This is a genomic window from Chitinophaga sp. 10T418 (assembly GCF_056394125.1).
In genome coordinates this window covers 393,134-410,638 of the sequence record NZ_JBFTHG010000004.1, presented here as the reverse complement: position 1 = coordinate 410,638, position 17,505 = coordinate 393,134, and the positions used below count along the sequence as shown (strand labels likewise).

The 17,505-nt window shown below is 44.9% G+C and carries 13 protein-coding genes; 8 read left to right on the top strand and 5 right to left on the bottom strand.

The genetic code is table 11. From position 1 onward, the window contains the following. Positions 1–115: 115 nt before the first annotated feature. Both AC1DCV_RS13865 and AC1DCV_RS13860 read left to right on the top strand, forming a co-directional pair. Entirely contained in the window at positions 116–3,358 is a 3,243-nt protein-coding gene (locus AC1DCV_RS13865) for an efflux RND transporter permease subunit (protein ID WP_477023698.1), read from the top strand. A gap of 25 nt (positions 3,359–3,383) precedes the next feature. Continuing rightward, positions 3,384–4,532 carry an efflux RND transporter periplasmic adaptor subunit gene (locus AC1DCV_RS13860; protein ID WP_477023697.1) on the top strand — a complete coding sequence of 383 codons (1,149 nt, stop codon included), beginning with the start codon at positions 3,384–3,386 and terminating at the stop codon, positions 4,530–4,532. Positions 4,533–4,947: 415 nt separating this feature from the next. Here AC1DCV_RS13860 and AC1DCV_RS13855 read toward each other — a convergent pair whose 3' ends face one another. The 4 genes from AC1DCV_RS13855 to kbl all read right to left on the bottom strand — a co-directional run bounded on the left by AC1DCV_RS13855 (position 4,948) and on the right by kbl (position 9,234). Further along, positions 4,948–5,739 (bottom strand): tetratricopeptide repeat protein, encoded by a 792-nt coding sequence (locus AC1DCV_RS13855; RefSeq protein WP_477023696.1) that lies wholly within the window; start codon positions 5,737–5,739, stop codon positions 4,948–4,950. 11 nt (positions 5,740–5,750) lie between these two features. Beyond that, entirely contained in the window at positions 5,751–6,770 is a 1,020-nt protein-coding gene (locus AC1DCV_RS13850; protein WP_477023695.1) for a VWA domain-containing protein, read from the bottom strand. 319 nt (positions 6,771–7,089) lie between these two features. Then, positions 7,090–7,893 (bottom strand): class D beta-lactamase, encoded by an 804-nt coding sequence (blaOXA, locus tag AC1DCV_RS13845; protein ID WP_477023694.1) that lies wholly within the window; start codon positions 7,891–7,893, stop codon positions 7,090–7,092. A gap of 153 nt (positions 7,894–8,046) precedes the next feature. After that, a complete protein-coding gene (kbl, locus tag AC1DCV_RS13840) occupies positions 8,047–9,234 on the bottom strand; it encodes a glycine C-acetyltransferase (RefSeq protein ID WP_441577656.1) in 1,188 nt (395 codons plus the stop codon). A 381-nt stretch (positions 9,235–9,615) separates the two neighbouring features. Between kbl and AC1DCV_RS13835 the strand changes: the two genes are divergently transcribed. From AC1DCV_RS13835 to AC1DCV_RS13810, 6 genes are all read left to right on the top strand, one after another. Then, a complete protein-coding gene (locus AC1DCV_RS13835; protein ID WP_133807663.1) occupies positions 9,616–10,101 on the top strand; it encodes an RNA polymerase sigma factor in 486 nt (161 codons plus the stop codon). A gap of 41 nt (positions 10,102–10,142) precedes the next feature. Next, positions 10,143–11,216 (top strand): anti-sigma factor family protein, encoded by a 1,074-nt coding sequence (locus AC1DCV_RS13830; protein ID WP_477023693.1) that lies wholly within the window; start codon positions 10,143–10,145, stop codon positions 11,214–11,216. 19 nt (positions 11,217–11,235) lie between these two features. After that, the gene (locus AC1DCV_RS13825) at positions 11,236–12,180 is read left to right on the top strand and encodes an outer membrane beta-barrel protein (RefSeq protein ID WP_477023692.1); all 945 of its coding nucleotides are present in this window, start codon (positions 11,236–11,238) and stop codon (positions 12,178–12,180) included. A 33-nt stretch (positions 12,181–12,213) separates the two neighbouring features. After that, on the top strand, positions 12,214–12,549 hold the full coding sequence (locus AC1DCV_RS13820) for a hypothetical protein (protein WP_477023691.1): 336 nt from the start codon (positions 12,214–12,216) through the stop codon (positions 12,547–12,549). 154 nt (positions 12,550–12,703) lie between these two features. After that, positions 12,704–15,643 carry a M16 family metallopeptidase gene (locus AC1DCV_RS13815; RefSeq protein ID WP_477023690.1) on the top strand — a complete coding sequence of 980 codons (2,940 nt, stop codon included), beginning with the start codon at positions 12,704–12,706 and terminating at the stop codon, positions 15,641–15,643. 128 nt (positions 15,644–15,771) lie between these two features. Continuing rightward, positions 15,772–16,338, top strand: a complete 567-nt coding sequence (locus tag AC1DCV_RS13810) for a L,D-transpeptidase family protein (RefSeq protein WP_477023689.1) — start codon at positions 15,772–15,774, stop codon at positions 16,336–16,338. A 173-nt stretch (positions 16,339–16,511) separates the two neighbouring features. Here the strand turns inward: AC1DCV_RS13810 and AC1DCV_RS13805 are convergent, their stop codons facing one another. After that, positions 16,512–17,453: an alpha/beta hydrolase gene (locus AC1DCV_RS13805; RefSeq protein ID WP_477023688.1), complete on the bottom strand. Its 942-nt coding sequence runs from the start codon at positions 17,451–17,453 to the stop codon at positions 16,512–16,514. Positions 17,454–17,505 lie beyond the last annotated feature (52 nt).

Genomic DNA, 17,505 nt, shown 5'->3' with positions numbered 1-17,505 from the left:
GCTATTAGCTTTTAGATTAGAGCGACTAGCTTCATAAGTTATCCGCTCTAATCTAAAAGCTAAAAGCTAACTGCTAACAGCTCCATAAAAACCTTCAATTTTTGAACGAACTCACATGAACCTGATTAAAACCGCATTACAAAAACCAATAGCCATCATCGTAGTTGTGATGGGCCTCTTGTTTTTTGGTATTAAATCTACGCGGGATATTAAAATAGATATCTTCCCAGACCTCAACCTGCCGGCCATTTACGTATCACAACCTTATGGTGGTATGTCGCCACAACAGATGGAAGGTTTTATTGCTACCAACTATCAAAACCTCTTCCTGTATGTAACAGGTGTAAAGGATATTGAAGCCAAAAATATTCAGGGCCTCACCATGATTAAGATCTCTTTTTATGAAGGGACCAACATGGCGCAAGCCGCGGCGGAAGTGACTGCCATGGCCAATCGTGCATTCTCCGCGATGCCGTCTGGTACGCAACCGCCTTTTATCATTCGCTTTGATGCGAGCACCTTGCCCATCGGGCAGCTGGCACTGAGCAGTCCTACCCGTTCCAATAACGAACTACAGGATCTGGCCATGACCGTAGTACGACCATCATTTAGCCGTATTGCCGGTCTTACTTCACCTGCACCTTTTGGTGGTAACTCCCGCACCATCGTAATTCACGTAGATCCGGAACAGATGCGCAGTCACCATCTTACGGCAGACCAGGTAGTTGCCGCCATCAAAGATAATAACCAGATATCTCCGGCAGGTAACGTACGTATCGGTGATATCACCTATCTCACCCCCGCTAATACGGTGATCCGCACTGTAAAGGAATTTGAAAATATTCCGCTGGTAATGGGAGATGGTCCTACCGTGTTTGTGAGAGATGTAGCCAAAGTAGAAGATGCGGCAGATGTGACCAGTAGCTATGCAGTTATTAATGGTAAGCGTTCTGTTTACCTGCCCATCATTAAAACAGCAGACGCTTCTACCTGGACGGTGGTGAATAATTTAAAAGATGCATTACCCAAGATACAGAAGTTATTACCGGAAGATGTAAAAATATCTTTTGTATTTGACCAGAGTGTATATGTGATCAATGCAGTGAAAAGCTTGATCAGTGAAGGGGTAATTGGTGCAGTACTGACAGCCCTGATGGTGCTGCTGTTCCTTGGAGATCGCCGTAGCGCTTACATTGTGATCATCACTATTCCGGTGTCTATCATCATCGGTGTGATGTTCCTGAAACTCTTCGGGCAAACCATCAATATTATGACACTGAGTGGACTGGCACTCGCAATCGGTATCCTGGTAGATGAGTCTACCGTTACCATTGAAAATATTCACCAGCACCTGGAAATGGGTAAGCCCAAAGCCCAGGCAGTATGGCATGCATGTCAGGAAATTGCTTTCCCGAAATTACTGATCCTGCTATGTATACTCGCGGTATTTGCACCTTCCTTTACCATGACAGGTGTGCCCCGCGCGATGTTCATGCCATTGTCGCTGGCCATCGGATTTTCCATGATTGCTTCTTACCTGCTGTCACAAACACTGGTGCCTATCCTGGCGAACTGGATGTTGAAGGAAGAAAAATTTCAGCATCATGCCCGTCCGCATGTCCATAGTAATGATGCGCATAAAACAGCCGGCTATATAGAAACAGAGATAGCAGATGAAAAACAACACACGAAAACTATTTCAGGCTTCGACCGGTTTAAGCTTCGCTTTATCGGATGGCTGGAAACATTACTAAAAAGACGGAAACTAGTCATAGGTGCGTACTTCCTGGGTGTTCTCGGAATAGTAGCCCTTTGCATAAGTATTATAGGCCGTGATATTTTACCTAAACTGAATAACGGACAATTCCAGTTGCGCCTGAAAGAGCCAACGGGAACCCGCCTGGAACGGACGGAAACCATGCTTATTAAATCAACGGAGATTCTGAAGGAGATGGTCGGTGCTAAAAACATCGACATCACCTCCTCCTTTATCGGTACACATCCCTCGTCCTATTCTACCAATCCCATTTACCTGTTCATGGCCACTCCTAACGAGGCCGTACTACAGGTAAATCTGAAAGAGGATTACAAGGTGAATATGGACGAGTTTAAGGAGAAACTCCGTAAGCGTATCCACGAACAAATGCCGGAAGTGAAGATGAGCTTTGAGCCTATTGATCTGACCGACAAGGTAATGAGCCAGGGTGCCGCTACGCCGATTGAAATTGCGGTGATGGGTAAAAACCTGAAAGAAAGCGTACCGTTTGCCAAGAAGGTAATGGAAGAGATGAAAAAGATTCCTTACCTGCGTGATATACAGATTAATCAACCGATGGATTATCCGGCTATCCGTATTAACATCGACCGGGAAAGGGCCGGGCAGCTGGGCGTAAGCGTAACAGATATCGCCAAGTCGCTGACTGCATCGACTTCTTCCAGCCGCTTTACGGAAAAGAATAACTGGCTGGATGAGCGAAACGCCACCTCTTATTTTGTACAGATATCTGTACCTGAAAATGAAATGAGCAGTATCAATGATATGGCGGCTATCCCGGTGAGTAAAGATAAGTCCCGCCCTTCATTGGGAGATGTGGCTACACTCACACCGGATACCATTGTAGGAGAATATGATCGTATCGGAGCCGTAAGAATTGTGTCTATTGGTGCTAATATTTATAAGAAAGATCTGGGCAATGCTTCTGCGGCAGTTGCGGCGGCTATTAAGCGTGCCGGTGAGCCACCACGTGGTATTACCGTAGAAAAGCGCGGCTTGATGAATTTGTTGGGAGAAACGCTGGATAGCTTACAATCCGGTTTGGCGGTAGCTATTGTGGTGATCCTGTTATTGCTGGCAGCTAACTTCCAGTCGTTCAAAGTGGCGCTGGTGGTTATTTCTACTATCCCTGCGGTATTGGCCGGTTCGCTGATCATGTTGCTGATCACCGGTTCTACTCTCAATCTGCAATCTTACATGGGTATTATCATGTCGGTGGGGGTATCGGTGGCCAATGCTATTCTGCTGATTACAAATGCGGAGAAGTTGCGGCTGGAAAATCATGATGCCCGCAGATCTGCGCTGGAAGGTACTTCTATTCGTTTGCGTCCCATCCTGATGACCAGTATCGCCATGGTGGCGGGTATGATACCAATGGCTTCCGGTTTGGGTGAAGCGGGTGATCAAACGGCTCCATTGGGTCGTGCCGTAATTGGCGGATTGATCGCCAGTACGTTTGCTTCCCTGTTTATTCTGCCTTTGATTTTCTCCTGGGTACAACAGAAAACTACCGTGAAATCGGTGTCGCTGGATCCGGAAGATGAAAACAGTCAGTATTATGTTCCCGGCGCGGAACGTGTTTAACAGCGCCGTTTTAAGTATAACTATAATGACTAAACGACATACCAATATCATGAATATAAATAAATACAGCCTGTCGTATCGGGTCATGACGGCTGCTGCGTTGTTACCAATAGGGCTGTTTTTTGCTTCCTGCCATAGTTCCCGGGCAGATGATGAAAATACTTCGGAGAATCAAAGTGTACAGGTGAAAATTATTCACCTGCAGAAAAGCCAGCTGGATGCATCTCTCAGGTTACCGGGAGAAATAAAGCCTTTCCAGTTTGCCGACCTGTATGCAAAGGTAAATAGCTATGTGAAAAATGTGAATGTAGATCTGGGAAGCCAGGTACTCGCCGGCCAGGTGCTGGCTACACTGGATGCACCTGAAATGAATACACAATTGCTGGAAGCGCAGTCACGCCTCCACACTAAAGAAGCCATGTTCCGTGCCAGCCGCGCTACCTACGAGCGTTTGCTGAAAACAAGTAAAGTGCCAGGTACCATTTCCCCCAACGACCTGGATATGGCTTTTGAGAAAATGAGTGCAGACAGCGCGGAGTTATTATCCTCCCGGTCTTCCTATCATGAAGTGCAACAGATGTTGGGCTATCTCGTGATCCGGGCACCTTTCAGCGGCGTTATCAGTCAACGTAACGTACATCCGGGCACCTATGTAGGCCCGGCGGGGAAAGGTTCTGACAGACCTTTGTTTCGCCTGGAAGAACAGCAGAAACTGCGTTTGTCCGTAGCCGTACCTGAAATATATACAGACGAAGCGGCCCACGCAGGAGATGTTCGTTTCACCGTGAAATCATTACCTGGAGATACTTTTACCGCCAAAGTAAACCGTATTGCCGGTAGTCTGGATGTAAAGCTTCGCTCAGAAATACTGGAGATGGATGTGGCCAACAAAAACGCCAAACTGCTGCCCGGTATGTATGCAGAAGTACAAATGCCCATGCCCGGTAAGAAAGATGTGTACGTGGTGCCGAAATCCGCCATCATCACTAATTCAGAGAAAGTATTTGTGATCAAATCCGTCAACAACAAAGCGGTGTGGATACCAGTGAAGTGTGGGAATGAATCTAACGGACTGGTAGAAGTTTTTGGTGATTTATCAGACAATGATCAACTGGTACAAAACGGCAGCGATGAAATAAAAGAAGGAACAGCCTTACAGGCAGTTGCAAAATAATGTGTGTTTAAAGGAGGAAGTAATTTGCGGAATTAAGAATCGAACTGGCTAAGGAATCAGATAAAAGGTTAAATGAATCGAGTGATGAAGAATCAATTAATCGGCCTATATACAGTAGTGTAAAAAAAAGAAAAGAAGCAGGCAAATTACTTCGCGATGAATGGGCATTACAGCGCTTCCGTAAAGGGGGCGCTGTTGCTTTAAAACACGAAAGAGAATTGTTGCCATCGTGTAACAATTGTAGGTTTAGGTAAAACGGCCGGAATACTCTTGTTCCGGTTTTTTTATGTCCGGCCTACAATACCTTCAGTGGATATGGAGCTACTCCGGTACATTACCCTCTGCCGCTAAATAAAACATCCAAAAGCAAGTGGACTTACTTTTGGACGTTAATGTATAATGAGGGATGAAATGCTTACCAGTCTTTCTCGTTAGACACCGGTTGTCCCTTCACTTTCTTCGCTTTATCCTGTAATTTCTTTTCTTCCTGTGATAATGCCTGCAGTAAACGTTCTGCTTCCTGCTTGCTCATTTTGCTGGGCTGTGGCTCTGGTTTCTGCTGATCTTCTTTGTCTTTACCCTGATCTTTATCTTTATTCTGCTGGTCCTTGTTCTGGTCTTTATTTTTGTCCTTGTCTTTATTCTGTTGGTCTTTGTTCTGATCTTTGTTTTTATCCTGGTCTTTGTTCTTGTCGTTCTTATTCTTGTCTTTGTTTTTATCCTTATTATCTTTCTTGTCGTCACCACCACCGCCTTGTTGTTGCTTTTTCAGCATCGCCTGTGCATAAGCGAGGTTATAGCGGGCATCTTCATCGGAAGGATTTATTTTCAAGGCTTGTTTGTAGGATTTGATACTTTCTTCCCACTTTTTATCTTCCATAAAGGTGTTGCCGATGTTGTAGTCTGCATCCGATTTTATGCCTGGTTTATCGCCCAGTTTCAGGGTGTTGGCATATTGTTTACGGGCATCATCGTAGCGTTTCTGCTGATACAGGGAATTCCCCAGGTTATAATTACCTATCGCAGATTGGGCATTTTGTTCCAGTGCTTTTTTGTAATTGGCTTCAGCATCGGTGAATTGTTGTTTTTTATACAACTCGTTGCCTTTGCGGATATACTGATTGGTGCCGTTTTGAGCAAACAGGCTGGCACCGGAGAGCAGCGCTACCGTGGTAATAAAACAATATTTTATAAAAATAATTTTCATGAGCCGTTGTATTAAGCTGCGGGTGTTTCTGCCGTACGTTTGAAACGTACTTCAGGGATAAAAAATTCAATCAGCAGCAATGCCAGGCAGATGCCCAGGAAATATTGAAAATAACTATTGTAATCTGTGAATACATTTTCGCCAAACTCTTTCTGTTCCATGCTGTCTATTTTATTCACCAGGGTATTCACCACATCGTCTGTATTATTATCCAGGTGCTGATAAATACCTTTACCGGCAGCAGCAATAGATCTGAGTTCGTTTTCATTCAGCTTGGAGATAACGGTATTTCCTTCCCGGTCTTTTTTATAACCACCTGTTTCAGGGTCGGGGAGGGGAGAACCAGATACCGATCCAATGCCGATGGTATTAGTCACCGCGCCGTTTTCGAAGGCGGCTTTAGTTCGTTGTATTGCTGTTTCGTCATGATCTTCCCCATCGGAGATAATGATCAGGGCTTTATGTTTACGTTCTTTTTTATTGAAAGCATCATCAGATACCTGTATGGCTTGTCCGATAGCAGTACCCTGTGAAGGTATCATATCCGGAGATACGGTGCTGAGATACATTTTGGCAGCGGAATAATCCACCGTCAGCGGCATTTGCAGATAGGCATTGCCGGCAAATACCACCAGGCCTACGCGGTCGTTGTCCAGCTTATCCATCAATTTGCTGATCAGCTGGCGTGCACGGGTAAGGCGATCTGGCTGTACATCGGTGGCCAGCATACTTTTACTTACATCCAGCGCAATCATTACATCCACTCCTTTGCGGGTGATCTTTTCCATGCGGCTACCCTTCTGGAGGTTAGCAAGGCCCACTACACCAAAAAAGAAGGCCAGGAAGATAAGCAGGAACTTTAATACAAACAGTTTGCGGGAATAGCCGGTAAAAAGCTTTTCTACCAGTGCCTGGTCTCCAATACGGCGTATAGAACGGCGTTTCCACCAGGATACACCCAGGAAGGCCACCTGTAATACTAACAGGAGCACCAATGCCCATAAATATTCACTATGCTGAAATCGTAACATATTCGATTTTAAGATATCCGTTACCGGTAGTAAACCAGGTAAGATATCAAAAATAATTTTTTTGTCACGTATTGCAAGCCGTTGAGGTGGGGTTTTATCGTTTTTTTAACGATCACTTGTTATTGGAGTGCACTTTTGCAAGGTTGGGTGCGCCTTAAATGTAGGAGGAGCCGGTTTCAAAGCCGGCTTTGACCTGCCTTTGAGGTGGACTTGAGCTGGAGGAGAGGTGGACTTGATGTGGACTTGAGATTTATCTGGTGATGGGGAGATGACTGCTGGTAGGGTATTTGCTCATCTCCCCATCGCCGGATGACAAAAATTACATTTCGCCTTTGAAATAGCCGGCATCGGTGAGGATATTGCGGAGTATTTCCATGCGAACTTTAGGCATATCGATGTTGGGGTCCTCTGTTTCAATGTTCAGCACAAAGAAGCAGGGATGCCTGTTTTCTTCAATCCAGCCCACGATCCAGCCTATTTTCTTAGCCTCATTATTACCCAGGCCTGTTTTGTAAGACAGTTCATATTTTGGCGTTTTTTCCATGAGCATCACGTCACGTACGGTTTTCATGGTTGTTTTCGCAAAGGGCAACTGATCAAAGTATAGTTTCTTTACGAAGCCCAATTCTTCATCTGGTGATATCTGCAGGGAGTTATCCAGCCAGAAAGTATCTAAACGGCTGATTTTCATGTTACCATATTTGATAGAATCCAGCCATAGCTGCATGGTAGGTTGACCAATACGACGGGCTACTTCCTGGAAATAAGGTACAGCCGACTGTTTAAAAGCCTGGGCCATGCTGAGGTCCTGGTTCCATGCAGGAATCTGACGGGTAACACCATCCCAGGGAATGACCATGCTGGTGTCTTTAATGACACCGGTATGCAACCCTACAAGGGCATTGAATATTTTGAATGTAGATGCCGGCAGAAAACGTTTTTTAGCCCTTTCCAGGTTATACACTTTAAACTCCCCCTGGCTGTTATTGAACAACATAAAAGTGCCTTCCACTTTGTATTGGGCAAAATATTTCTCCMAGCTATTCTCTTCTTTTACATTATTCGGTGCGCAGGCAGCAAGGGACAAACCTATCGCCAATAACATCCAGCCAAATCGTTTCATCAGCATAAAGATTAAATTATAAGGGGCAAAAGTAGCCAAAAGAGTGTAAAGCAAAAAGCCATTGAAGCGAATGATATAGGCGGAACATGAGTTTATTATCCGCTATGGTATTCGCTTCAATGGCTTTTTGCCTTATGCTTTCAGCTTTTCGCTCTATTTAATAACGCCGAGTTCCTTGCCCACTTTGGTAAAGGCGGCAATGGCCCTGTCGAGGTGTGCCTGTTCGTGACCGGCGCTCAGCTGTACACGGATGCGGGCCTGGCCTTTTGGTACTACCGGGAAGAAGAATCCAATGACGTAGATGCCTTCCTGTAGTAACTTATCTGCAAACTGTGCGCTCAGTACTGCATCATACAGCATTACCGGAACAATAGGGTGATCACCGGGTTTAATATCGAAACCTGCTTCCGTCATTTTGGTACGGAAGTATTTGGTATTGTATTCCAGTTTATCGCGGAGTTCCGTTGTTTCGCTCAACATGTCCAGTACGGCAATAGAAGCGCCTACAATGCTGGGAGCCACTGAGTTGGAGAACAGGTAAGGACGGCTGCGCTGACGCAGAATGTCAATTACTTCTTTAGGACCGCTGGTGAAACCACCGGAAGCACCACCCAGGGCTTTACCGAGGGTACCTGTGATGATATCTACACGGCCCATTACGCCACGGTATTCGTGTGTACCGCGGCCTGTTTTACCGAGGAAGCCGGAAGAATGGCTTTCATCAGACATCACAATGGCATTGTATTTATCTGCCAGGTCACAGATTTTATCCAGCTGGGCAATGGTACCGTCCATACTGAATGAACCGTCTGTAACAATGATGCGGCTACGGCAGTCTTTCGCCTCCTGCAGCTTTGCTTCCAGGTCGGCCATATTGTTATGCTCATAGCGGAAACGCTGGGCTTTGCACAAACGTACCCCGTCAATGATAGAAGCGTGGTTTAACGCATCAGAGATAATAGCATCCTGCTCATTGAATAAAGGCTCAAATACGCCACCATTGGCGTCAAATGCCGCTACATATAAAATAGTATCTTCTGTACCCAGGAATTTGGAGATTTTTTCCTCCAGCTCCCGGTGAATATCTTGTGTGCCGCAAATAAAGCGGACGCTGCTCATTCCATATCCATGCGTATCAATAGCATCTTTGGCAGCCTTCACTACGGCCGGGTGAGAAGATAACCCCAGGTAGTTATTGGCACAAAAATTAAGTACTGTATTGCCTCCAACCTGTATTTCAGCCCCCTGCTCAGATGTAATAATGCGCTCTCTCTTGTACAAGCCGGCTTTGTTGATATCGCCGAGTTCTTCCCGTAAACGGGTTATAAACTTTTCATTCATAAAAATTGCAATATTTAAATTCGATGTACCAAAGTTATGGGCAATAAATGTATTACGATTATTTATCGCCCACATGACTAACGACCGGATATGCAAAAAGTTTGACCCAGGTGTAACATTTACCCGTTGCACTCCGTCATAGTACTATCATGATTATAAATGCCATGAAGTGAAAAACTGAGCTGTCAGTCTTTAAGTGAGAAATGCTAAAAGAGTATACTGAATAAAGGATTGATGATCAGTTTGAAAGGAACTGTTACTACAACTGTGCGGGAGATTTTACAGGCTTTAGAGCTGGTGTGGGTAACAAGGATGGATGTTGTCAATGATGGGTATTAAAGTTTTTGTCGGAACTTAGCACTAAAATCCCGCACCACCGGAATGACGGAAAAGGAGTACAATAAATGCGTGGATCTGTATTCGGACAATTTATTCCGCTTTATCGTTAAAAATCTGGAGCATGCGGAAGATGCCAGAGACGTAGTACAGAATTCATTCGAAATATTGTGGAAGCACTGTCAGGATGTGCCTTTTGAAAAGGCTAAGTCATACCTGTTCACAGTCGGCTACCACAATATGATAGACCATGTGCGTAAGGTAAAGCGGATCACATTGGTTGACCAGTTTAAAGACGAAGAGAAAGTTTCGGATCATAAGATACATAACGCGAAAGAAGTGATTGAAAAAGCGCTATCCAAACTCAGTGAGGTACAGCGTTCCCTGGTACTGCTAAAGGATTATGAGGGATATTCTTATGAAGAAATAGGAGAGATGATGAACCTGAATCCGTCCCAGGTAAAAGTTTATCTGCACCGTGCCAGGATACATCTGAAGAATTACCTGGTGAAGATGGAGAATGTTATATAATATTTTTATAATTGCTAAAGCATTAATAATAAAATAGATTTTTGTCAATAGAGATTAACATATCAAACTACGAATCCTATCTCCTCAGCTACATCGATGGTGAGCTGAATGAGGCAGAACAGGCGGCGCTGGAGCTTTTCCTGCAAAAGCATCCCCAGTTCAAACAGGAACTGGAGCTGCTGGAAGGCGTACGTGTAGTACCGGATGAAACAATCGTATTTGAGAATAAAGCTGCCTTATACAGAACCTCATCAGTGGATACCGTTGATTATGAGGAGTTAATGCTGAGTTATATTGATGGGGAACTTACTCCTGAAGAAGAACAAACCTTACAGATGTACCTGGCTCAACAGCCAGCTGCCCAAAAGGAACTGTCTCTCCTGCAGGCAACAAAATTAACACCGGATACCAACCTGGTATTTGGAGATAAAGCATCCTTGTACAGAAGTAAGAAACACCGGGTTGCCCCGATGTACCGTCGCATAGGATGGGGCGTAGCGGCTGCCGCTGTAATGGCCGGCCTTATTATCTGGCTGTTACCAGCAGATAATCATACCCAACGTCCGCCAGCATTCGCTGTTAATACACCTGGTGTAGTTACTGCACCAAAAGCAACACCCGCGCCGGCCCCCGCAACTGCAGGACCTGAAGTGGCCGCTGCACCGGTAGCCATACCAGCTGCTGCAAGCCCGCGGAACGATCAACCGCTGTTGGCAAAAAATAATAAAACGGCTACCACCCGCGAAAAGAGGCCGGTAACCACTGCAGCAGCTCCGGCTAAAACAACCGATCTGGCCGCCGCCAATACCACTGCTCCCAAAGCAGATGCACCAGTAATGTCGCAGTTGCCACCTCAGCGCAATTCAATGGATGAAGTGGTGGAACAACATCTGCAACAGGCGGAAAATGCACAGATCGCCGCTGTAAAACCAGAAGCCAATAAAGAAACGGTCATGGCATCAACTGCCACCGTCAGCAATAATAAGGTAGCCCCTGTAACCGCTCAACCGGGCATTCAGGGAGAACTGATCATGTCCGTAAGCGGTAGTGACAGCAAAATCCTCGATAAAGTAACCAACGTAGCTAAGTTTTTTTCCCGTAAAAGGAATAAATAATAAATCATGGTGATAGCATATGAAGCATAAAATTTTACTCATTTTGTTACTGGTATTATGTGGCGAATGGGCTCATGCGCAAAAGGCGGATACAAAGAATGCTCCAGCCACTCCAGATACTATACAGATCAAAGGACTGATCATTATCAAAGGAAAGAATGACAAAGGCCGCACCAGCTATAAATTTTATAGTGATACCGCTTATGCCCGGCAGAAGCTGAAAAAGAACCTGCAAACCAAATGGTTCGTATTTGACCTTGGATTCAATAACTATATTGACCGCAGCGACTATAACGGCGCCAGCTTTATCAGCTACTACCCCAACAGCAGCCAATATTATAACGGCGCCATTGCGTCTCCGGTGGCCAAACAATACAATTACTCAGCTGCCGGACTGGCCACTTTCGCCCCCAGGGACGCAAGCGAGCCATTAACACCATCAGAATTCAAGCTAATCACCGGGAAATCAATCAATTTTAATATATGGATATTTGAGCAGCGACTTAATATAACAAAACACAAACTTAACTTGTTATATGCTTTAGGATTAGAGATGAATAACTATAGGTATGCCCGGAGCGTCACATATTTGCCGGGGTATCCTACACAAATAATCAGAGATTCCGTAGAGTTTTCAAAGAATAAGCTATTTGCCGAATACATATCAGTGCCGGTAATGCTTAACTTTAATTCTAACCCCGCTCGCCCGAGTCGTGCATTCCAGGCGAGCATTGGTGTCTCCGGTGGTTATCTCCTTAAATCCAGAACAAAGCAAGTAAGTGAGGAGAGAGGTAAAGTGAGAAAAACTGATGACTTTAATCTGAATAAATGGCGTTTTGGGTTAACCAGTGAATTGGGCTACGGTCCTGTGAAGTTGTATGCAAATTTTGCCCTGACGGCATTACATGATTACGGGTTACAGCAATATCCCTTTTCAATCGGTATCCGGTTGAATGGGTTCTAAGTTTATTTAGCTAGCCAGTCCTAAATTGTGTTTATGCGTTCTTTTGTTGCTCTGATGACATGTATTGGTTGTATTGCATGGATTCACTCCTGTGAAAAACGTTTGTTAGGCGTTCGGATCGAGAAAAATAGTCTAACTCCCAATAATCAGCTACAGCAGGTGCCTGTGGCCATATTACCCGATAATATCCCGGCACACTATATTTCACAGGTAACGAGTGCCCCGATATCTGCACCGGTGGTACGCCTCAGAAATAAGGCCCGGGCAAAAAAGCAAACGGGTAATGCCAGTAAAACAACTGACTCACTGCTGTTTAACCTGGCAGTGGTAAGGGGACAATACTCGATATATAATAATACTACTCCCTGATTAAATTACTGGTCTTGTTAAGATTATTACCGGTTGGACAATCGGTTGTTATCCCTGTGCATCTACCGCTCATACAATTCTCCCCCTTTTTCCCCTTATTTATTTTTCACTTCCGGTATATTTGACAGAATAATTTCAAAAAACCAACTATTGTATGAGTCTTAAAAGAGTCGTATTACTATTCCTGTTTGCCTGCTCCCTGAAAACAGCAGGAGCTCAGGGGAAATACCAATGGAAGGAGGCTACTTCAGGCGGTTACACCTACAGGTATATCTCCAATGATCCCATGAAGGCACGTTTTTACACGCTGAAAAACGGCCTGACAGTCATCCTGAGTGTCAATAAAAAAGATCCCCGTATCCAGACACTGATTGGCACCCGTGCCGGCAGTGATAATGATCCCAAAGATCATACAGGTCTGGCCCACTACCTGGAGCATCTGCTCTTTAAAGGTACCCAGCAATATGGTTCCCTCGACTGGGCGAAGGAAAAACCATTGATAGATCAGGTTTCCGATTTGTATGATAAATACAATAAAACCGTTGATCCTGCTGCCCGTAAAGCCGTTTATCATGAAATAGACAGTGTTTCCGGCGTTGCCGCTAAATATGCTATTGCTAATGAATACGACAAACTGATGTCCGGTATGGGCGCTCAGGGTACCAATGCCCACACCTGGGTAGAGGAAACGATCTACGAAGAAGATATTCCTTCCAGCGCGATCGATAAGTACCTGACCGTTCAGGCAGAACGTTTCCGCGATCCTGTTTTCCGCCTGTTCCATACAGAACTGGAAGCAGTATATGAAGAAAAGAACCGTGGACTGGATAATGATGGTCGCAAAGTGTATGAAACAATGCTCGCTGCCCTGTTTCCTACTCATAACTACGGTCAGCAATCTACCATCGGTACCGTAGAACATCTTAAAAATCCAAACCTGAAAGCAATCCGCCAGTTCTACAATGAATACTATGTGCCTAATAACATGGCAGTAGTAATGGCAGGTGATTTTGATCCTGACTACGTGATCAAATCCATCGATGACAAATTCAGCTACATGAAAGCTAAGCCGGTAAAGGAATACAAGCCTGCTCCGGAAGCTCCGATCAAAGCACCTATCGTAAAAGAAGTATTCGGTCCTGACGCAGAAAGCGTAGATATCGTTTTCAGAATGCCAGGTGCCCTCGATACCAAATCTAACCTGGTACTGGGTGTAATGTCTGCTATCCTGGAAAATGGCAAAGCCGGTTTACTGGATTTAAATATCAACAAACAACAGAAAGTGCTGAACGCGAGCGCAGGTGTAATGGGACTGAAAGACTATTCCATTTTCTCCCTGAGCGGTAAAGCCAAACAAGGTCAAACCCTGGAAGAAGTGAAGGCACTGTTGCTGGGTCAACTCGCTATCCTGAAAAAAGGAGACTTTGATGAAACCCTCGTGAAAGCGATCGTTAACAATGCTAAACTGAGCGAATTACAAGGCCTGGAAAGCAATAACAACCGCGCTACCTCACTGATGGATGGCTTCATTAAAAGCAGAGGCCAGAACTGGGCTTATGATGTGGCTTATGTAGATGATATGGGCACGGTTACTAAAAAACAGCTCGTTGACTACGCCAACAAATACCTCAGTGATAATTATGTGATTGTCTACAAACGTAAAGGTGAAGACAAGAACATCCAGAAAGTTGAAAAGCCTGTGATCACGCCGGTAGAAGTAAACAGAGAAGCACAATCTGCTTTCCTGCAGAAGATTGCCGCTATGCCTGCTACTCCGGTGAAACCACAATGGCTGGATTATGAAAAAGATATCCAGAAAACATCGCTGGGTAACACCGAAATGATGTACGTACAGAATAAAGACAATGGTCTTTTCCGCCTGTACTATCGTTTCGATATGGGTAGCTGGAATGATAAGAAACTCCCGCTGGCAGCACAATACCTGCAATTCCTGAGCACAGATAAATATACTTCTGAGCAGATCAGTAAAGAGTTCTACAATATTGCCTGCAACTTCAGCGTAGCTGCTACCACTGAAAATACCACTATCACCATCAGTGGTTTACAGGAGAATTTTGATCAGGCAGTCACTTTGTTTGAACATGTAATCGCTAACTGCAAACCGAATGAAGAAGCACTGGCTGCTCTGAAAGGTCGCTTGCAGAAAGCCCGTGCAGATAGCAAACTGAATAAGGGTGCGATCATGAAAGGCGTGGTAAACTACGCCATGTACGGTGCTAAAAATCCGTTCAACAACCAATTAAGCCAGGCCGACCTGGATGGCATTACAGCTACCGAGTTGACCAATATTTTGCATGAACTGCCTACCTACAAACACAGCGTGATCTATTGGGGACCTCAGTCACTGACTGCCGCTGCTGCCGATGTGAAGAAGCTGCACACCCTGCCTGCATCCTTCAAAGTAGCACCACCCGCTGTAAAGTTTGTGAAAGATAACCAGCAGAAAAACCAGGTACTGTTTGCTGACTACGACATGGTACAAACAGAAGTAAACTGGTTGAGAAACTCAGAAGTATATGACCCTGCTAAAACTGGTCTGGTAACATTGTTCAATAGCTATTTTGGTGGCGGTATGGGATCTGTAGTATTCCAGACTATCCGTGAATCCAAAGCACTGGCTTATTCTACCTATGCGTTCTACGCATCTCCTGATAAAAAAGATGAGCGCTATTCAGTAGTTGCCTATGTAGGAAGCCAGGCAGATAAAATGAATGATGCGATTGTTGGTATGAACGAATTACTGAACGATGTTCCCCGTGCTGATAAATTGCTGGAAACTGCTAAGGAAGGCATGAAACAGGATATTGAAACAGAGCGTATCACCAATGACGGTATTATTTTCAGCTATCTGGCTGCGCAGAAACTGGGCTTAAGCACAGATATCCGCAAACAGGTGTATGAGTCTATTGATAAAATGAATTTTGATGAAGTGAAGAAGTTCCATGATCAATATCTTGCTCATAAACCATATACTTATTGCATTGTTGCCTCTGAAAAGAAGGTGCCTGCAGACGAGTTGAAGAAATATGGAGAAGTGAAAAAACTTTCTCTTGACGAAATTTTCGGTTACTAATTATCGTATCTGAAAGTATATAAAAGGCAAGGGCACAGAGATTATTTCTTTGTGCCTTTGTTTTTATACCATTCTGCCAAACAATAAATCCTTATCCCTACACGTTATTTGCATATTTATTACTCCCTATGAAGAAGTGCTGTCATTACTGGTTGGTAGCGATCCTGTTGCTGCTGCCACTTAGTGGATTTATCAACGAATCTGATTTATATAGTGTACGGTTAAATGCTGCCAACATTGATCCGGATAAAGTTTTCCTGCTGATAGACAAGAGCGATTATCGTTTGTATGTATACGAAGATGTGACGTTGAGAAAAATCTACAAGGTGGTATTTGGTAACCGCGACCAAACAGACAAACAAGTTGAAGGTGATCGCAGGACACCTGAAGGTACCTTCCATATTTTAAGTAAAAGAGTAGATAAAAGCTGGAGTCGGTTTATGCTGCTGGATTATCCCAATGAGGATTCCTGGCAGAAATTCCGTCAACGGCAGTCTGAAGGTATGGTGTCTTCCGAAGCCAGTATAGGCGGGGCTATCGGCATTCATGGTGTAGAGTATAACTCTGGTATCCGGGATAATTATGTAGAAGGCAGAATTAACTGGACCCTGGGTTGTATCAGCATGAAGAATGCGGATGTGAATGAATTGTACGATGTCCTGAAAGTAGGAACACCAGTAGTGATACGCCGGTAAGATTTTTGTGGATAATTCAACAGGTGACTCCGGGTGGCAGCCAACCGTTGTAATTTAGCAATAGAACTGATACGGCATCTAGTGGCGCAGTTTTACTGCACCATGACTCAAATATAAAATCGGCGGGTCAGATCCTGTGAAGAGCGCGCTCCACTCGTATGGTGCGCGCTTTTTTATTGCAGGAAAGCGGTGACTTCCTTCATCCAAACAGCGGAGTCTTTCCCACAAAAGGATTGGTGGCCGGCGTTGGGGAAAATGTGCAGTTTTTTCTGCCGGGTACCTAAATTTGAAAATACGGCCTGCGTTTCGCCGGGCAATACGCGGATATCTTGCTGGCCGTAGAAATATAATACCGGCATATGTATTTGCCTGGCATAGTTTTCCGGTTGATAACCCGGCCCCCAGAAGCCTTGCTCTGCACCACCCCAGAAAGTAAGCAGCTGTGAAAGGGGGGATGCTGGCAGATGCACAGCTCGCATACGGCTTTTTACCGCATCTGTGAGTGATGCAAAAGGGCATTGGAGGATTACCTTTTGAGGTGTGAGGCCATACTCCGGCACCGCCTTTAAAATGGCAGCAGCGCCCATACTCACGCCCCACAACACAATTGGCCGGCTACTCTTTTGCTGTACATAATCCCAGGCCAGTTTTACGTCTTCAGCTTCTTTAAATCCCACACTGCAGGTATACCCCTCACTATTGCCATGCGCCCGGAAATCGAGTAAGAAGGTGTTATAGCCCAGTTCCCGGAAACGATTAGCTTCCGGAAAGAGAGAACCCTTGTTGCCATTATAACCATGAAACAGGATAACGGTGCCTTTAGGCGCTTTAACAGGTATCCACCAACCTTCCAGCCGCAAGCCTTTTTGTGTGTGCAGGAGCACTGTTTCAAAGGGAACAGCAGGGCGTGCTGTTGTTACCGACTTAGCAATGCTAACGCCCAAAAGGATGGTGCGTATTTTTTCTCCTGTGCTCATTTGTTCCGGCAGCCTATTGCGGCGGCCTCCTTCATCATAAAAATGCGTGAATTTCCAGGCATGGAATGCTGCAGTAATGTTGAGTAACAGGAACAGGAAAAGACAGGTCCAGGCTGCCTTTTTGAGAAAACGTTTCATGCCGGGGTATTCATTTATGACGAAGGGATGCAGAAATAAATTCCTGCATCCC

Bases quoted from the DNA above. Each gene is read 5' to 3' on its own strand.
- AC1DCV_RS13805 (WP_477023688.1), bottom strand. From the start codon at position 17,453: ATGAAACGTTTTCTCAAAAAGGCAGCCTGGACCTGTCTTTTCCTGTTC.
- kbl (WP_441577656.1), bottom strand. From the start codon at position 9,234: ATGAATGAAAAGTTTATAACCCGTTTACGGGAAGAACTCGGCGATATC.
- AC1DCV_RS13825 (WP_477023692.1), top strand. From the start codon at position 11,236: ATGAAGCATAAAATTTTACTCATTTTGTTACTGGTATTATGTGGCGAA.
- AC1DCV_RS13815 (WP_477023690.1), top strand. From the start codon at position 12,704: ATGAGTCTTAAAAGAGTCGTATTACTATTCCTGTTTGCCTGCTCCCTG.
- AC1DCV_RS13855 (WP_477023696.1), bottom strand. From the start codon at position 5,739: ATGAAAATTATTTTTATAAAATATTGTTTTATTACCACGGTAGCGCTG.
- AC1DCV_RS13860 (WP_477023697.1), top strand. From the start codon at position 3,384: ATGACTAAACGACATACCAATATCATGAATATAAATAAATACAGCCTG.
- AC1DCV_RS13850 (WP_477023695.1), bottom strand. From the start codon at position 6,770: ATGTTACGATTTCAGCATAGTGAATATTTATGGGCATTGGTGCTCCTG.
- AC1DCV_RS13820 (WP_477023691.1), top strand. From the start codon at position 12,214: ATGCGTTCTTTTGTTGCTCTGATGACATGTATTGGTTGTATTGCATGG.
- AC1DCV_RS13810 (WP_477023689.1), top strand. From the start codon at position 15,772: ATGAAGAAGTGCTGTCATTACTGGTTGGTAGCGATCCTGTTGCTGCTG.
- AC1DCV_RS13865 (WP_477023698.1), top strand. From the start codon at position 116: ATGAACCTGATTAAAACCGCATTACAAAAACCAATAGCCATCATCGTA.
- AC1DCV_RS13835 (WP_133807663.1), top strand. From the start codon at position 9,616: ATGACGGAAAAGGAGTACAATAAATGCGTGGATCTGTATTCGGACAAT.